This window comes from Saccharopolyspora oryzae (genome assembly GCF_027853915.1).
Lineage (GTDB): Bacteria > Actinomycetota > Actinomycetes > Mycobacteriales > Pseudonocardiaceae > Saccharopolyspora > Saccharopolyspora oryzae.
The window spans coordinates 73,276-88,778 of the sequence record NZ_JAQGLA010000006.1 but is presented as its reverse complement, the minus strand read 5'-3'; the positions used below and the strand labels follow the sequence as shown (position 1 = coordinate 88,778).

Genomic DNA, 15,503 nt, shown 5'->3' with positions numbered 1-15,503 from the left:
CTCCAGCTACCTCGTCGCCGCTTACTGGATGTTCACGTCGACGCTGGCCGGCAGGTCGATGCGCATCAGCGCGTCAACCGTCTTCGGCGTCGGTTCGAGGATGTCGATGAGCCGCTTGTGCGTCCGCATCTCGAAGTGCTCCCGCGAGTCCTTGTACTTGTGCGGGGAGCGGATGACGCAGTAGACGTTCTTCTCCGTGGGCAGCGGCACCGGCCCAACGACCCGAGCGCCGGTGCGCGTCACGGTCTCGACGATCTTGCGCGCAGACGCGTCGATCGCCTCGTGGTCGTAGGCCTTGAGCCGGATGCGGATCTTCTGTCCCGCCATAGTGGCTTGCCGTTCCTCTAGTCTCGTGCCGCGGTTTGGTCTTGGGTGCGGGCGCACCGCACCGGTGCCCCACGCGGCTTCAGCCTGGTGTGGTCCCCGATCCCGGGAGCCGCCACAGCTCTCAGTCCGCCCCTGTTCAGGTATCTGGTGCCCGGTACACGCGGTCGGGCGTGTCGCCCAGCTATCGCAGACCGGTCCCCACGAACGTCGCCGATGGGGTGAGCCTCGCGGCTCGTACACCTTCTTGCGCCCCGTTCGGTCCGCCAACCGGAAACCGGCGGCATCAGCACCACCAGAGAGCGGTCCTGAACCAGAACAAGGGCCCGAGGCTCTCGCAGCAAGGCGGCCGGACCTTCGAAGTGCTCCGAATTTCCAGCCGCCCTGAACGAGCAACCCATACAGGATGACACACAGCCTGTGCCAGCCAAAATCGGGGGTCGCTTTCAGCCAAAAACTGTGCTGCACCCAACTTGCGGGGGTGGTCCCGTAGCGGAACCTCAGACGCCGCCTCGACTGCGGGAGCCCCGACTTATGTATGTCCAATACACGGCGTCGGGGCTGTCCTCGCGAGGACGACGCCTGAGAACCCGCCGGTGGTCACCCTGCGTGCGTGGGCTAAGCGGCTTCGCCGCTTCAAAGACAGGTTCTCGGCAGCAAGTTGTTGGCCGAATGCAGAGGGCCCGCCTCCACCGGAGCGGAAGCGGGCCCTCGCCACGTCACTTGTGGATCTTGGTGACGCGACCGGCACCGACGGTGCGGCCACCCTCGCGGATGGCGAAGCGCAGACCCTCGTCCATCGCGATGGGCTGGATCAGCTGCACCGACATCGCGGTGTCGTCGCCCGGCATGACCATCTCGGTGCCCTCGGGGAGGGTCACCACACCGGTCACGTCGGTGGTCCGGAAGTAGAACTGCGGACGGTAGTTGTTGAAGAACGGCGTGTGACGCCCGCCCTCGTCCTTCGACAGGATGTAGACCTGCGCGTCGAACTCGGTGTGCGGGGTGGTGGTGCCGGGCTTCACGACGACCATGCCGCGCTCGACCTCTTCGCGCTTGACGCCGCGGATCAGCAGACCCACGTTGTCGCCCGCCTGGCCCTGGTCGAGCAGCTTGCGGAACATCTCAACGCCGGTGACGGTGGTCTTGATCGGCTTCTCCTTGATACCGACCATCTCCACCTCCTCGTTCACGTTGATGACGCCGCGCTCGATGCGGCCGGTCACGACGGTGCCGCGGCCGGTGATCGAGAAGACGTCCTCGATCGGCATCAGGAAGGCCTTCTCGACGTCGCGGACCGGGTCCGGGACGTTCTCGTCGACCGCGTCCATCAGCTCGACGATCTTCTCGGCCCACTCGGCGTCGCCCTCGAGCGCCTTCAGCGCGGAGACGCGGACCACCGGCACGTCGTCGCCCGGGAAGTCCTGGGCGGACAGCAGCTCGCGGACCTCCATCTCGACGAGCTCGAGGATCTCCTCGTCGTCGACCATGTCGGACTTGTTCAGCGCGACCAGGATGTACGGCACGCCGACCTGGCGGGCCAGCAGCACGTGCTCGCGGGTCTGCGGCATCGGGCCGTCGGTCGCCGCGACCACCAGGATCGCGCCGTCCATCTGCGCGGCACCGGTGATCATGTTCTTCACGTAGTCGGCGTGACCCGGGGCGTCGACGTGAGCGTAGTGACGCTTCTCGGTCTGGTACTCGACGTGCGCGATCTGGATGGTGATGCCGCGCTCGCGCTCCTCCGGCGCCTTGTCGATCTCGTCGAACGGCGTGAAGGGGTTCAGCTCCGGGTGCTTGTCGTGCAGAACCTTGGTGATGGCCGCGGTGAGCGTGGTCTTGCCGTGGTCAACGTGACCGATGGTCCCGATGTTGACGTGCGGCTTGTCCCTCTCGAACTTCGCCTTAGCCACTGGATTGTCCTCCTGGACTTGTTAACTTTCCGCCGTACGACTTGGTGTGCCAGGCGGAGTCCTGTCGGGTAGGTGACGTGCGGGCCGCTGCCCTTGCGGATCTCGGCCCGCACGCCGCCGAACTGGAGGGGATTGCTCCCCGGTCGCCTTCGCGAGGCGTCGCCTGCGCCCGGTCCCGGTCACCCGGGGCCGAGCAGCGGGTCACTCGCCCGTTGCCTTGGCGATGATCTCCTTCGCCACGTTCGCCGGAACCTCGGCGTAGGAGTCGAACACCATCGAGTAGTTGGCACGACCCTGGGTCTTGGACCGCAGGTCGCCGACATACCCGAACATCTCCGACAGCGGCACGAGGGCCTTGACGACGCGGGTACCGCTGCGCTCCTCCATGGCCTGGATGTGGCCGCGGCGGGAGTTCAGGTCGCCGATGACATCGCCCATGTAGTCCTCGGGCGTGGTCACCTCGACCGCCATCATCGGTTCGAGCAGCGCCGGGGACGCCTTGGCGGCGGACTCCTTGAGCGCCATCGAACCAGCGACCTTGAAGGCCATTTCCGAGGAGTCGACCTCGTGGTACTGGCCGTCGAGCAAGGTCACCTTCACGCCGACCAGCGGGTAGCCGGCCAGCACGCCGTACTGCATCGCGTCCTGCGCACCCTGGTCGACCGACGGGATGTACTCCCGCGGGACCCGGCCGCCCGTGACCTTGTTCTCGAACTCGTAGGTCGGGGCGTCGGCGCCCTGCTCGATCGGGTCGAGGGCGATGATCACGCGCGCGAACTGACCGGAACCACCGGTCTGCTTCTTGTGCGTGTACTCGTACTTCTCGATCGACTTGCGAATCGTCTCGCGGTAGGCCACCTGCGGCTTACCGATGTTCGCCTCGACCTTGAAGTCGGTCTTCATGCGGTTGACCAGCACCTCAAGGTGCAGCTCACCCATGCCCTTGATGATGGTCTGACCGGTTTCCTCGTCCAGCTTGACCTGGAACGTGGGGTCTTCCTCGGCGAGCTTCTGGATCGCCGTGGAGAGCTTCTCCTGGTCGGCCTTCGTCTTGGGCTCGATGGCCACCTCGATGACCGGCTCCGGGAAGGTCATCGACTCGAGCACGATCGGGTTCGCCGCGTCGCACAGGGTGTCACCGGTGGTGGTGTCCTTCAGGCCGATCACCGCGTAGATGTGGCCGGCCTGCACCTCCTCCACCGGGTTCTCCTTGTTGGAGTGCATCTGGAACATCTTCCCGATGCGCTCCTTCTTGCCCTTGGTCGAGTTGATGACCTGGGCGCCGGAAGCGACCTTGCCCGAGTAGACGCGGATGTAGGTCAGCTTGCCGAAGAACGGGTGAACCGCGATCTTCGAGACCAGCGCGGCGAACGGCTCCTCGGTGCTCGGCTTGCGCTCCGCCGGGGTCTCGCCGTCCTGCAGGGTGCCCTGCACCGGCGGGACGTCCAGCGGCGACGGCAGGTAGTCCACCACCGCGTCGAGCATGGGCTGGACGCCCTTGTTCTTGAACGCGGTACCGCACAGGACCGGGAAGGCCTCGCGGCTGGTGGTGAGCTTCCGGATGCCGGCCTTGATCTGGTCCTCGGTCAGCTCCTCGCCGCCGAAGTAGGCCTCCATCAGGGCCTCGTCGGTCTCCGCGACAGCCTCGACCAGCTTCTCGCGGTACTCGGCGGCCTTGTCGGCGAGCTCGGCCGGGATCTCCTCGACCTCGTAGTCCGTGCCCTTCTGGACCTCACCGCGCCAGGTCAGAGCCTTCATCTTGACCAGGTCGATGACGCCCTCGAAGTCCGACTCGGCGCCGATGGGCAGCTGGATGACCAGCGGGGTGGCGTGCAGCCGGTCCTCGATGGTCTTGACCGTGAAGTAGAAGTCCGCACCCAGCTTGTCCATCTTGTTGACGAAGCAGATGCGCGGAACGTCGTACTTGTCCGCCTGGCGCCAGACCTGCTCGGACTGCGGCTCGACACCCTCCTTGCCGTCGAACACCGCGACCGCGCCGTCGAGCACGCGCAGCGAACGCTCCACCTCGACGGTGAAGTCGACGTGGCCCGGGGTGTCGATGATGTTGATCTGGGTGTCGCCCCAGAAGGTGGTGGTGGCAGCCGAGGTGATGGTGATACCCCGCTTCTGCTCCTCCTCCATCCAGTCCATCTGGGAAGCGCCGTCGTGCGTCTCACCGAGCTTGTGGGTGATCCCGGTGTAGTACAGGATCCGCTCGGTCGTGGTGGTCTTGCCCGCATCGATGTGGGCCATGATGCCGATGTTGCGGACCTTGGTCAGGTCAGTCAGCACGTCGCGTGCCACGAGTTTGTTCCCCGTTCCCTACAGCAGGTGCAAGCTGTTGAAGCGGTGTGCCAAGGCGGGCAAGAGCCGACCCGACATCACCAGCGGTAGTGCGCGAAGGCCTTGTTGGACTCCGCCATCTTGTGCGTGTCTTCGCGCTTCTTGACGCTCGCGCCGAGACCGTTGCTGGCGTCCAGCAGCTCGTTCATCAGGCGCTCGACCATGGTCTTCTCGCGGCGGGCCCGCGAGTAGCTGACCAGCCAGCGCAGCGCGAGGGTGGTCGAACGACCGGCGCGCACCTCGATCGGCACCTGGTAGGTCGCGCCACCGACGCGGCGGCTGCGGACCTCCAGGGTCGGCTTCACGTTGTCCAGAGCACGCTTGAGCGTGACGACCGGGTCGGTGCCGGTCTTCTCCCGGCAGCCTTCCAGCGCCGCGTAGACGATCCGCTCGGCCAGCGAACGCTTGCCGTCGACCAGGACCTTGTTGACCAGCTGCGTGACCAGCGGCGACCCGTAGACGGGGTCGGCGTGCAGCGGCCGCTTCGGGGCCGGACCCTTGCGGGGCATCAGCTCTTCTCCTTCTTCGCACCGTACTTGCTGCGAGACTGCTTGCGGTTCTTCACACCCTGGGTGTCAGCGGAACCGCGGAGGATCTTGTAGCGCACACCGGGAAGGTCCTTCACACGGCCGCCACGAACGAGCACGATCGAGTGCTCCTGCAGGTTGTGACCCTCACCGGGGATGTAGGCCGTGACCTCGATGCCGCTGCTCAGCTTCACACGGGCGACCTTGCGCAGGGCCGAGTTGGGCTTCTTGGGGGTGGTGGTGTACACGCGGGTGCACACGCCACGCCGCTGCGGGCTCCCCTTGAGCGCCGCGGTCTTGGTCTTGGCGACCTTGTCCTGGCGGCCCTTACGGACCAGCTGCTGGATGGTGGGCATGGACCGGCTTTCTGTCAGCGTTCGCGTCTTCTGGTACTCGACCAAGCGGCCGCTCGTTCGAGCTTCGGCGTGCCCTGGCGTCGAGCACCTGTCAGGCACTGTGGTTCGGAACTCCCCCGCCCACGAGGTCGGGCGTGTCGCCCTCTTCTCGGCCTTGCGGCGCTGATGCACCCCAGCGGGAACGACCCCGGTGGGGTTGTCGAGAGGAGTTCCGCACATCCTCGGCGCTGGCGCAGTCGCCCGAAAACGGGGACCACGTCATGCACGGGCATGCGGATCGACCCGATGGGTGTCGGGTCCGATAAACAAAGATACCTGCCCCGTTCTCAGAGGGTCAAAACGGGGTCCCCCTTGACCTGCTCGATCACCCGGCGCTGCCGCCGCGCCACCTCAGGAGTGCGAGCTCTCATCAAGTCGTGCACCACTGTACCTACCGTGACAAGGGTCTCCCGGCAGGCGAGACGGATCGCAGCGCGGCGGCCCGCCGCGCTGCGATCGGAGGGGTCCGGTCAGACCTCGGCCAGCCAGCCGCCCGCCACGAGCGCGCGCACGTCGTCGGGCAGGACGAAGGCGGTACCGCCCCCGACCTGGCCGAAGTCCGGTTTGGCGACCCCGGAGATGACGTCGAAGCCGGTGACCACCCGGTACCGGCGGTACTCCCCCGGCGGCTGCTGCGGCGGCACCGACCGCTGCGGCAGCGTGGTGCCGGCCACGAACACGGTGTTGCCGGTCGGCTCGCCGAACCGGTCGACCTCGTCCCCCGCGCGCAACGTCACCAAGAACTTGTTGTCGTAGGACGCCAGCGGCGGTTCGCCGGGGAACGGCTCGTACCGGCACTCGAAGTCCTGCAGCGGCTCGTCCGGCTCCCGCAGGAACTGGGTCCGCGTGAGCGACATCGCACCGATCAGGTGAGCCGCGGCGGCGTACGGGTCGGCGAAGCGGGACCGGTTCTTCACCCGGCCCTGGTCGAGGCAGAACACCGACCACCAGCCGTCGGGGCCGCGGAGCATGCTCCAGCCGCCCTCGACCGGCTCCTCGAAGCTGTAGAAGCGGGTGCTCATGCCCATCGCGCTGATGAAGCCGCGGGCCAGGTCGATCGCGCCGGCCGGGTCGAACTGCTGCAGCGCGTCGGGATCGCCGCCGAGCACCAGCGCCTTGGCCTCGGCGGCCGCGCGGTCGGCGATCTCCCGCGGCGGTTCGTGGCCCAGGCTCCGGATGTGGTCGAGGAAGTCGCGCGGCGGCGCGATGTCGTGCGCTTCCAGGTAGTAGGCCATCGCCAGCGGCCACACCCAGGTGCCGTCGGTGTGGAACTGCTTGGGCACCTCCGGCGGGCGCTGCGGGTCCACCTCGTCGGGGTCCGTGCTGTACGCGCGCAGCAGGATCTCGCCGCCGTGCAGGTAGTAGAGCACCAACTGCTTCTCGACCCAGGTGAGCGCCGGCCGGTGCACCAGCGGGCGGTTCTCGGCGTCGCGGCCGTCGAAGAGCTCGGCCATCCGGACCGGCTCGGCGCGCTCGTCGAGGTCCCGGTGCTCCGCGAAGTGCGCCCAGGCCGGTTCCAGCAGCCATTGCGGGATGGTGTTGCTCGGGTAGTAGCGCAGTTCCTCGTAGTAGGCGCGGTTGTCCTCGGGCGCCTTGGTCCAGGCCGGCTCGTCGTGACCGGTGTGGAAGTCCGAGCCGTCCCGGCTGATGTGGAAGCCCGCGGAGGTCCAGGCACCGGTCGCCGGGTGGAAGGAGACCTCGCGGTGCCGTCGCAGCACGTCGACGACGTCCTGGGTGGGGATCCACTGGTGCTTGCCATCGGTGGTGACCGTGGCGGTGATCTCGAGTCGAGTACCCAGCGCGGTGCAGCCGACCTCCGCCTGCTGCCAGCCGTCCGGCAGCCCGGCGGCGACCGCGTCGCCCAGCGCCCGGACCAGGTCGCGCTGCTGCGCGGAGCGGTCCGGGAACCCGCCGTAGGACGCCGGGGCCGGGAAGCCCGACCGCACCGGGCGGGCCTCGTCGTGCTGCACGAACAGCACCGCCTCGGCTCGGTCGAGCGGCACGTCTTGCCGGTACTCCCCATCGACCAGGCCGTGCGTGCCGGGGATCGGCGTCCCCAGGATCATTCGTCCTCCCCCTCGGGCAGTTCTTCGTGCGCGACGCCGTTGATGCGGCGCGGTGCCGGCTTGGGTGCCGGGAAGTCCGGGCCCGGCGCGGCGACGGCCGGCTCGGGCGTCGCCGACCAGTGCGGGCGGACCGGGTAGCGCTCGTTCCAGTCCTCGCCGGTGGGCGGCTCGATCGCGGCCTGGGCCGGCTGGAACGCGCCGTGCCCGAACTCGGCCACGCAGTCCAGCGCGATCTGCTCGACCACGTCGCGCAGCTCCAGGTCGGCCAGCCAGTCCACCGGCAGCGCGGCGACGCCGTGCAGCGCGCCGACGATGTTGCCGCAGATCGCACCGGTCGAGTCGCTGTCGCCGTCGTGGTGCACGGCGATCCGCAGCGCCTGCTCGACGTCGTCGCCGCCGACCAGAGCCGCGCACACCGCGATGGCCAGCGCTTCCTCACCGACCCAGCCGCCGCCGAGCTGCTCCGCGACCTGCTGCGGCGTCGGCGTGCCCGCCTCGGCGAGCTGGACGGCGGCCTTGAGCGCGGCGCTGGTCTCCTCGTGGTCCTCCCAGGTCTCCAGGACCTGCAGGGCGAGCCACACGCCGTCGTCGAGACCGCGGCCGAGCAGCGCCTGCTGGACGATCACGGCCAGCGCCCCGGCGGAGTGGTAGCCGGCGGGGTGGCTGTGCGTCAGCGCGGCGGTGCGAGCGGCGAGGCGGAACACCTCGGCGGGATCGGCGGACCACAGCGCGACCGGGGCGGCGCGCATCGCACCACCGCAGCCCTTGGAGTCGTTGATCCGCTCGGTGAGCGAACCGGCCGGGTGGCCGTCGCCGAACCGGGCCAGCGCGCGCCACACCGTCTTGCCCGGCGCGCGGGTCGCGAACAGGCCCGGCACCTCGACCAGCCAGCCGTCCGGCGCCGGGTAGTCGGAGGCGAACGGGCCCGCCGCGGCATCCCAGTCCACGCCCTGCGTGTGCAGCCAGCGCTGGTAGGCGAGCTGGACCTCGGGCAGCGGGTCCTCGCTGCCGAGCATCCGGTTCGCGATGCTGCCGCGGATCAGGCCCTCGGCGGTGAACAGCGTCATCTGGGTGTCGTCGGTGATCGCCCCGCGCACGCCGTAGGCCTCGCGCAGGCCAGAAGGGCCGTCGGCGCCGAAGCGCGCCGTGATCGCCTCGGCGGTGATGAACTCGAGGTCCGAGCCGAGCGAATCGCCCAGGGCGCCGCCGAGGAAGCTGCCCAGCACCCGCTCGGTCAGCGACGGCGCGCTGTCGTCCGGGCCGTCCGCCTTGCGGTGCCCGCCTCGGGGGCGCACCGCCGGGGTCGGCTCGGGGGTGTCCTGTTCGGACTCGGGCTGCCCGGTGTCCGGTTCCTCGTCGGCGGGCTCGGCCTCGACCGGGGCCGCGAGGCGGATCACCTTCCGCGTCGGGATGTGGTCGACGACCGGCGCGTCGGACTCGGCTCCTTCGTGCTCCACCGGCTCATCGGCAGCGCTGACCAGCGACATCGCGGCGACCGGTTCGGACTCCCCGGGTTCCGCTGCGGCGTCGTCGGCGACGACGTCTTCTTCCTCGACGTCGGCGGTGTCGTCCGGCACGACGGCGCTCTCCACCTCGGCGTCGTCTTCGACGTCGGCCAGCGGCATCGGGACGACCTGCTCGACGGCGGTCTCCGGTTCGTCGGTGTCCTCGTCGAGTTCGGCCGCCAGGTCGTGGCCGGCCGGTGCGAGGTCGATCGGCGCGCGCGCAGGCGTCTTCACGCCGACCGGCTCGCGCTCCGGCAGGTCCTCCGGAACGACGGGCGCCTCCTCGACCGCAGGAGTCGGAACCTCTTCGTCCGCAACACCTTCCAGCAGGTCGGAGCTCGTCTCGGGAGCTGCTTCGCCGGCGTCCTCCGGATCTTCGAGCTCGTCGGCGGTCAGACCGGATCCGGCAGCAACGGCATCCGCGTCCGGCACGACGATCAGCGGCTCGGGCTCCTCGGAGGGAGCACCGTCGTCCTGGATCTGCTCGGGCTCGGTGTCGGTGGTCAGATCCGCCCCAGCGGCAACGGCGTTGGCGTCCGGCACGGAGATCCGGCCGCGGTCGGATGCTTCGCGGACGATCCGCTCCGCGACTTCCCGGTCGACGGCTGCTTCTTCCGGCTCGTCGGCGACCGCCTCTTCCTCGTCAACGGCGAATTCCGGCGCAGGGGTGCGGTCGAGGTCCGCCGCTTCGCGGACGATGCGCTCCGCGACCTCCCGGTCGACGACTGCCTCCTCCGACTCGACGAACTCCGCCGGGTCGGCCTCGACAATCTCCGGCACGACGATCCCGGCGTCCTCGGGCTCCACGATCCGGGGCTCGCTCGGCGGTGGGAAGGCCCCGATCTGCGGCGCGTCCGCTAACGGCTCCTCGTCCCGGATCGCCGGGAACACCGCGGTGGTCTCCGCAGGCACCTCGGCGGAGCGCAGGCTCGGCACCGGGATCGGCCCGGTGCTCGACAGGTCGCTCTTCGCGGAGCTGGGGAACGTCGGCGCCCCGATGTTCGTCGAGCGCCGGCTCGGCTGTCCCTGCGGAGGTGTGTCGTCCGCCGCCGGAACGGCCGGCAGGACCATGGTCTGCTCGGCAGCGCCTTCGACGGTGTTCGGGCCGGTGAGCTCCCGCGGGCCGCCGAACGACCGCGAGTTCGGCACGTACCGCTGCGCCCACTGCGGCGGCGGTGGCGGTGCGAAGGCCTCGGCGGCGTCCGCGCAGAGGGTGTCGATGATCTGGCGCAGTTCGAGTTCGTCCAGCCACTGCGCGGGAATCCCGCCCGGCCCGTAGATCGCACCGGCGAGCTGCCCCGCCAGCGCACCGGTGGCGGAGCTGTCGCCGGACTGGTTCACGGCGACCCGCACCGCGTCGGCGAAGTTGCGGGTGCTGCCCACCGCGGCCAGCGCGATCCCGAGCTCGCCGGGCTTCTCGTCCAGGTCGAACTCGACGTCGAGGTCCCGCGGGTTCGGGCGGACGCCGCGCTGCCCGACGAACATCGCGGCGTGCACCGTCCTGCGCACGTCGGCCGGCACCTTGCCCGTCCAGTAGGCGTTGCCGAGCCGGTGGTGGTCGGACGTCGACACCGCGTCCCACAGCGGCACGCCCCTGACCAGCTGCGCCAGCACGTCGCTGTGCAGTCCGGCGGCGGCGATCGAGTTCGGCCCGGAGGTGAGCAGGTTCGCGGCCGCGGCACCGACCGAGTACACCTCTTCCGGCACGTTCGACCACGCCATGGCGGGCGCGGCCCAGACCGTGAACTCCGCCGAACCGTCCAGTTTCATCGGTGGGCGCAGCGTGCCGTCGGCGCCCAGCGGGGACTGCTCCGCCGTCCGCCCGATCACGAGCAGGCCCGTGCCGCCCGGGTTGCGGGTCGAGTACAGCTCCGGCCGTTCGAGCAGCCAGCTGTTGGGCGCGGGCTCCGTCGACAGGTACGCCGACATCGCGTAGTCCCACGGCACGCCCTGGGTGTACAGCCAGCGCAGGTAGTTCGTGAAGATGAACTCGGTCGGCAGCCACCCGCTGCCGGAACGTGCGGCCTTCGCGCGCAGCAGTGCTTCCAAGGTGAACACGCTGAGCTGCGTAAGGTCGGTGACCGCGCCGCGCCGCCCGTAGACGGGCAGGTAGTCGACGACGCCCTGCGGGCCGAACCACTGCTGGATCTCGCTGGTGCTCCGGTTGCGCACCCCGGCGCCGAGAGCGTCGCCGACGGCACCGCCGAGCATCGCGCCGCGAAAGCGCTCCGCCCACGACAGCTGCGGCGGTCGAGCGTCGGTCATCGCGATTTCTCCCTCGTGGTCACCAGGCCGGGTAGCGCCGAGTCCAGGCCGGATCGGTCGGCGGCCCGGGGCTGAACTCGGCGAGCGCGTCCCGCGCCAGCGCCTCGATCACCCCGCGCAGCTCCAGGGACGCGAGCCACTCCGGCGGAACGGCCCGAGCCCCGTGCAGAGCCCCCGCAATGTTGCCGCACACGATCCCCGTGGAGTCCGAGTCCCCCGAGTGGTTCACCGACAGCAGCAGCGCGTCCCGCAGGTTATCCGTGGCCAGCGCGGCGTAGAGCCCGATCGCGAGAGCTTCCTCCCCGACCCACCCCTGACCGAGGGTGTCCTTGATCACCTCAGGAGCGACCGGCCCCTGCTGAGCGAGCTCAACGGCCTTGTCGAGGACCTGCACCTGCTCCTCGTGCCCGCGCCACCGCAGCAGCAGTTCCCGAGCCAGCCTCACGGATTCCGGCAGCGGCACGTCCCGGATGAGCTGGTGCACGATCACGGCGAGCACCCCGGCGGACAGGTAACCGCTGGGATGGCTGTGCGTCAGCGCGGCGGTGCCGACCGCGGCGTGGAAGACCTCGGCGGGATCGTTCGACCACACCGCCACCGGAGCGGCCCGCATGACCCCGCCGCAGCCCTTGGAGTCGTTGACCGGGTTCTGCAGGGTGGCGTGCTGGTGCGTCTGCGCGAACCGCGCCAACGCAGACATGCACGTGCTCCCTGGAGCCCGCGCGCTGAACAACTCGCGGTTCGTGATCAGCCACCCGTCGGGCTGCTGGAGGTGCCGCGCGTACGGACCACCGGCCTGCGCCCACGGCTGGTTCTGCGTGTGGAACCACCGCTGGTAGGCGTGCTGCACCTCGGGAACGGGGTCGTTGTCCACCGGATTCATCCGCCGAGCCACATGAGCCCGGATGAGCCCCTCGAGCGTGAACAGCATCATCTGCGTGTCATCGGAGATGTGCGCGGAACCATCCCGCAGCACCGGAGCGGTCAGCCCGGCATCGCCGTGCGTCCGCCGGATGAGATCGATGTCGTGGAACTCGATGGCATACCCGAGCGCATCCCCCACCGCCCCAGCGAGCATCGCCCCCATGAACCGCTCCTGCGGATCAATCGGCTTCGGAGCAGGCTCGGGCTGGGCGGGCTGCTGAGGCGTTGTCGCTGGACGCTGCTGCCCCGCATCACTGGGCTTCTCCTGCTCCAGTGATGCCAGCACCTCCAGCAGCAGTTGCCCGGGAAGATGGGTCTGGTGGCGCGTACCCAGATCGATGACCAAGTCGGTCTCTTTGAAAGCAGGCGTCATTTCGGCAAAAGTTGCCTTGACCTTCCCCTTGGCGAAGCCGGGGATGTGCTCGGAGGCCGAGGCGGCAACGAGCGTCGGCCGGTCACCGAGCTGAAACGCCGCAGGCACACCATCCTCGTGCGCCGCGAGGACGATCACCGACTGGTTGAGCACCTTCACCAGAGTCCGTTCGGAAATCTGGTCAGTGACGTGCAGCTGGAGGAAATGCTCAAGCCTGCTCTCCGGCTCCGGGAACCCCAAAGTCCTCGGGGAAGGCCGGTACGCGGGGTTCGGTCGGTACTGATCGGTGACGGTCCCGTTCTCATCGACCCAGTACTCGCCGACGACAAGGCGCTCGGGGACGCCCTCCCACGGCTTTTCGCGCAACATGCGATCCGGCACGCCCAGCCAGGTGCCGGGCTTCTTCAGCCCCTCTGCTCGCACCTGGTCCGTGATCTCCGGGGCCGAGAGCAGCACTGCCCGCGAACCGATGATCATCAGGTCCATCACGTCACCGCGGGTGAGGATGCGCACGTTCCGATCAGCGAGCAGCGGCAGCAACCGGTAGCCGTTGACCGGGACGGTGCCCGTCGGTCCCAGTTCCGGCATCCCCAAATCCGGCGCCGCGCTTTCGTCGGTGCAGACCCAGATCTGCTCCTTCGGCTGATCCGCGATCCGGAAGTACGCGGGCGACGAATCCGGCGCAGTGATCAAGAACGTCCTGGCGACCAGGAACTCCCGGTAGACGTCCTCGACGGGCCCCTGCCCAGTGCTGAACCGCGCAATCGCCTGCTCCAGCGCGGTCATCTCCACACCCTGCGGCTGGCTCATGTCCACCTCCGCATCCCCGGCTCGACGACTCACCGGCTGATCCTGCGCACTCTCGTCGACGAAACGGTAGTAGCTCATGTCGTTGCGCTTCAGGAGCGCGCGCATGAACTCGGGGCCCTCGCTGGGAAGCACATCGCGCTTCTCGGACACCAACGAGACACCCCGGTGGTAGTGGTACAGCGCGACCTTGCCCCACTCCTGGTCGAAAACCTCGACGGTGACCCCGGCCTCCGTGCTCCACCGAAACTCCGCGACCCGCTGCGGTCCATCGCCCGAAGCCATCGAGTACACACCGATCAGCGTGGGGCCCGCGATCGCGTCCGCAGGACGATCTCCATCGGCATCCTGTTGGGTCGAGGCCGGAGTTTCCGCTAAGCCACTGTCACTCAACGCAGTTCGGGAAGGATCTGCTTGGCCCTCTCCGCCCTGCATCGGACCGCCAACCTGTGCAGGAGCCCCAATGGGCATTTGAGCAGGCGCGGGTTGCGGTTGGAATCCCGGTCGGGCGTGTTCCCACTTCGGGTCAAGCGGAAACACGTCGTACTTGATGCAGTACGAGCGAGCAATACCCCTGCGGTCGTCCTCGATGGTGACGGTTTCCCACACTTTGTGCACGAAGTAGACCTGAGAGGCGTCAGCCTCTGAGCGCACTAGGTATGCCGGCCCGATGTCCTCCACGTGCACCGGATCAACCAGTACGCCGAGATCCTCGCGGGCGCAGTCGATGGCCTGATCCGGAGAAGTGATCGACAGCCGCGGCTCCGGTCTCAGCTTGTACGGCTCCGGCCTGGCCGGATCGAGCCCCGTCACCCGCTCGGCGAACAGCGCGCGCAGCTCCTCAGGGAAGTCCTTCGCGCACGTCAGCAGCTCGATGGAGAGTTCGGACTTCCGGTGCTCGCGCACATCGGCCTGCACCCAAGGCGTGATGGCGTCGGCAAACCGATTGGCGAGTACGACCGCTCGCGTCTGCCAGGGCATCGCACGCAAGTGCTCCACGTAGAAGTGGTACACGAGATCCGCCACGACCTCAGCACGCGCCGGGTTGACATCGGACGACGGTTCGCGCGGGCTCGTCGCCGAGCGCAAGATGGCACGCGCACGCGTCTCCTCGTCCCCGCTGATCACAATGGTGCGGGAGCCGCCGTACAGGATTTCGACGCCCCGGAAAGCAGCCGTTGCCGCAAGCACGTCCGGATCGGCGATCCCGCCCTGGACCAGCACTTCGACCGCGTTGATCCCAAGCTCGATCTGACGGGCACGCGGGACGGTGGTCTCGCTGAGCTTCCCCCACCGGGCCAGCGTCTGCTCGATCGCATCGAACGTCGGCTCGTCGACCAGCTTGGTGAGTCGCGCGCTCTGCTCCACCCAGATCGCTGGCCCAACATCAAGCCCGCCCGATGGGTTGTCCACGAGCAGGCCGATATCACGCAGCGCAGCTACCAAGTCCGCAACCAGGAACTTCGCCTGCAGCTCGGCAACGCCGTTGACCACCAGGAACGCATCCGGGGGGAGCGCTTTCAACAGCCTGGGCACGTACATCGGCTTCGCACGTACATCGTCCGGTACCAGGCAACTTGCGGCAAAGGCCGTCAAGCGAGGACCGTCCGGATCTTGGAGCGTCATCGGATGCCCGTCCGGCGTCATGAGAACGGGCAACACGGCTTTGGCAATCAGCTCGAGGAGGACGTGCTGATCGATATGACCGGCCATCGCCCAACGCATCCCCCGATCGATCCAATTCACCGGAGGTCCCGCGCGCTCAACCGATGACGACCGGCAGTCGGGATTGGCCTGACGGTTTGCCGACTCCGCGTTCTGCTCCTGGCCCGCAGGGGACAGGTTGAAGTCCTTCAGCCCGATCGGGAAGTCGCCGCCGGGCTCACTCTCGGTGAATAGGCCGTACCGACTGGCCTTGTCGGCATGCGCGGCCGCTGCATCCGCGGTCGTCCGAACCTCGAGCGACGACGTGCGGGAGTCATTGCTCGGGTTCCGGACTGCACCTTCGTGATCCACTATCAGTTCACCTTCCCCCGGCCAGCTGCGAAGTCCGCGGGCTCA

The 15,503-nt window shown here is 68.6% G+C and carries 8 protein-coding genes; all 8 read right to left on the bottom strand.

Going from position 1 to position 15,503, the window contains the following annotated elements; genetic code table 11:
- Positions 1-21 precede the first annotated feature (21 nt).
- Entirely contained in the window at positions 22-327 is a 306-nt protein-coding gene (gene rpsJ, locus OU415_RS06150) for a 30S ribosomal protein S10 (RefSeq protein WP_009948626.1), read from the bottom strand.
- Between the two features lie 716 nt (positions 328-1,043).
- Positions 1,044-2,237 (bottom strand): elongation factor Tu, encoded by a 1,194-nt coding sequence (gene tuf, locus OU415_RS06145; RefSeq protein ID WP_270947598.1) that lies wholly within the window; start codon positions 2,235-2,237, stop codon positions 1,044-1,046.
- Positions 2,238-2,438: 201 nt separating this feature from the next.
- A complete protein-coding gene (fusA, locus tag OU415_RS06140) occupies positions 2,439-4,541 on the bottom strand; it encodes an elongation factor G (protein WP_270947597.1) in 2,103 nt (700 codons plus the stop codon).
- A gap of 77 nt (positions 4,542-4,618) precedes the next feature.
- Complete coding sequence (rpsG, locus tag OU415_RS06135) at positions 4,619-5,089, bottom strand: 30S ribosomal protein S7 (RefSeq protein ID WP_093155232.1); 471 nt, start codon at positions 5,087-5,089, stop codon at positions 4,619-4,621.
- Positions 5,089-5,463, bottom strand: a complete 375-nt coding sequence (gene rpsL, locus OU415_RS06130; protein ID WP_093155402.1) for a 30S ribosomal protein S12 — start codon at positions 5,461-5,463, stop codon at positions 5,089-5,091. The genes rpsG and rpsL overlap by 1 nt, the downstream gene beginning before the upstream one ends.
- Before the next feature lie 509 nt (positions 5,464-5,972).
- Complete coding sequence (locus OU415_RS06125; RefSeq protein WP_270947596.1) at positions 5,973-7,568, bottom strand: TNT domain-containing protein; 1,596 nt, start codon at positions 7,566-7,568, stop codon at positions 5,973-5,975.
- Positions 7,565-11,338 carry an ADP-ribosylglycohydrolase family protein gene (locus tag OU415_RS06120; RefSeq protein ID WP_270947595.1) on the bottom strand — a complete coding sequence of 1,258 codons (3,774 nt, stop codon included), beginning with the start codon at positions 11,336-11,338 and terminating at the stop codon, positions 7,565-7,567. The genes OU415_RS06125 and OU415_RS06120 overlap by 4 nt, the downstream gene beginning before the upstream one ends.
- Before the next feature lie 19 nt (positions 11,339-11,357).
- Positions 11,358-15,458, bottom strand: coding sequence for a type VII secretion system-associated protein (locus OU415_RS06115; protein ID WP_270947594.1), 4,101 nt, complete (start codon positions 15,456-15,458; stop codon positions 11,358-11,360).
- Positions 15,459-15,503 lie beyond the last annotated feature (45 nt).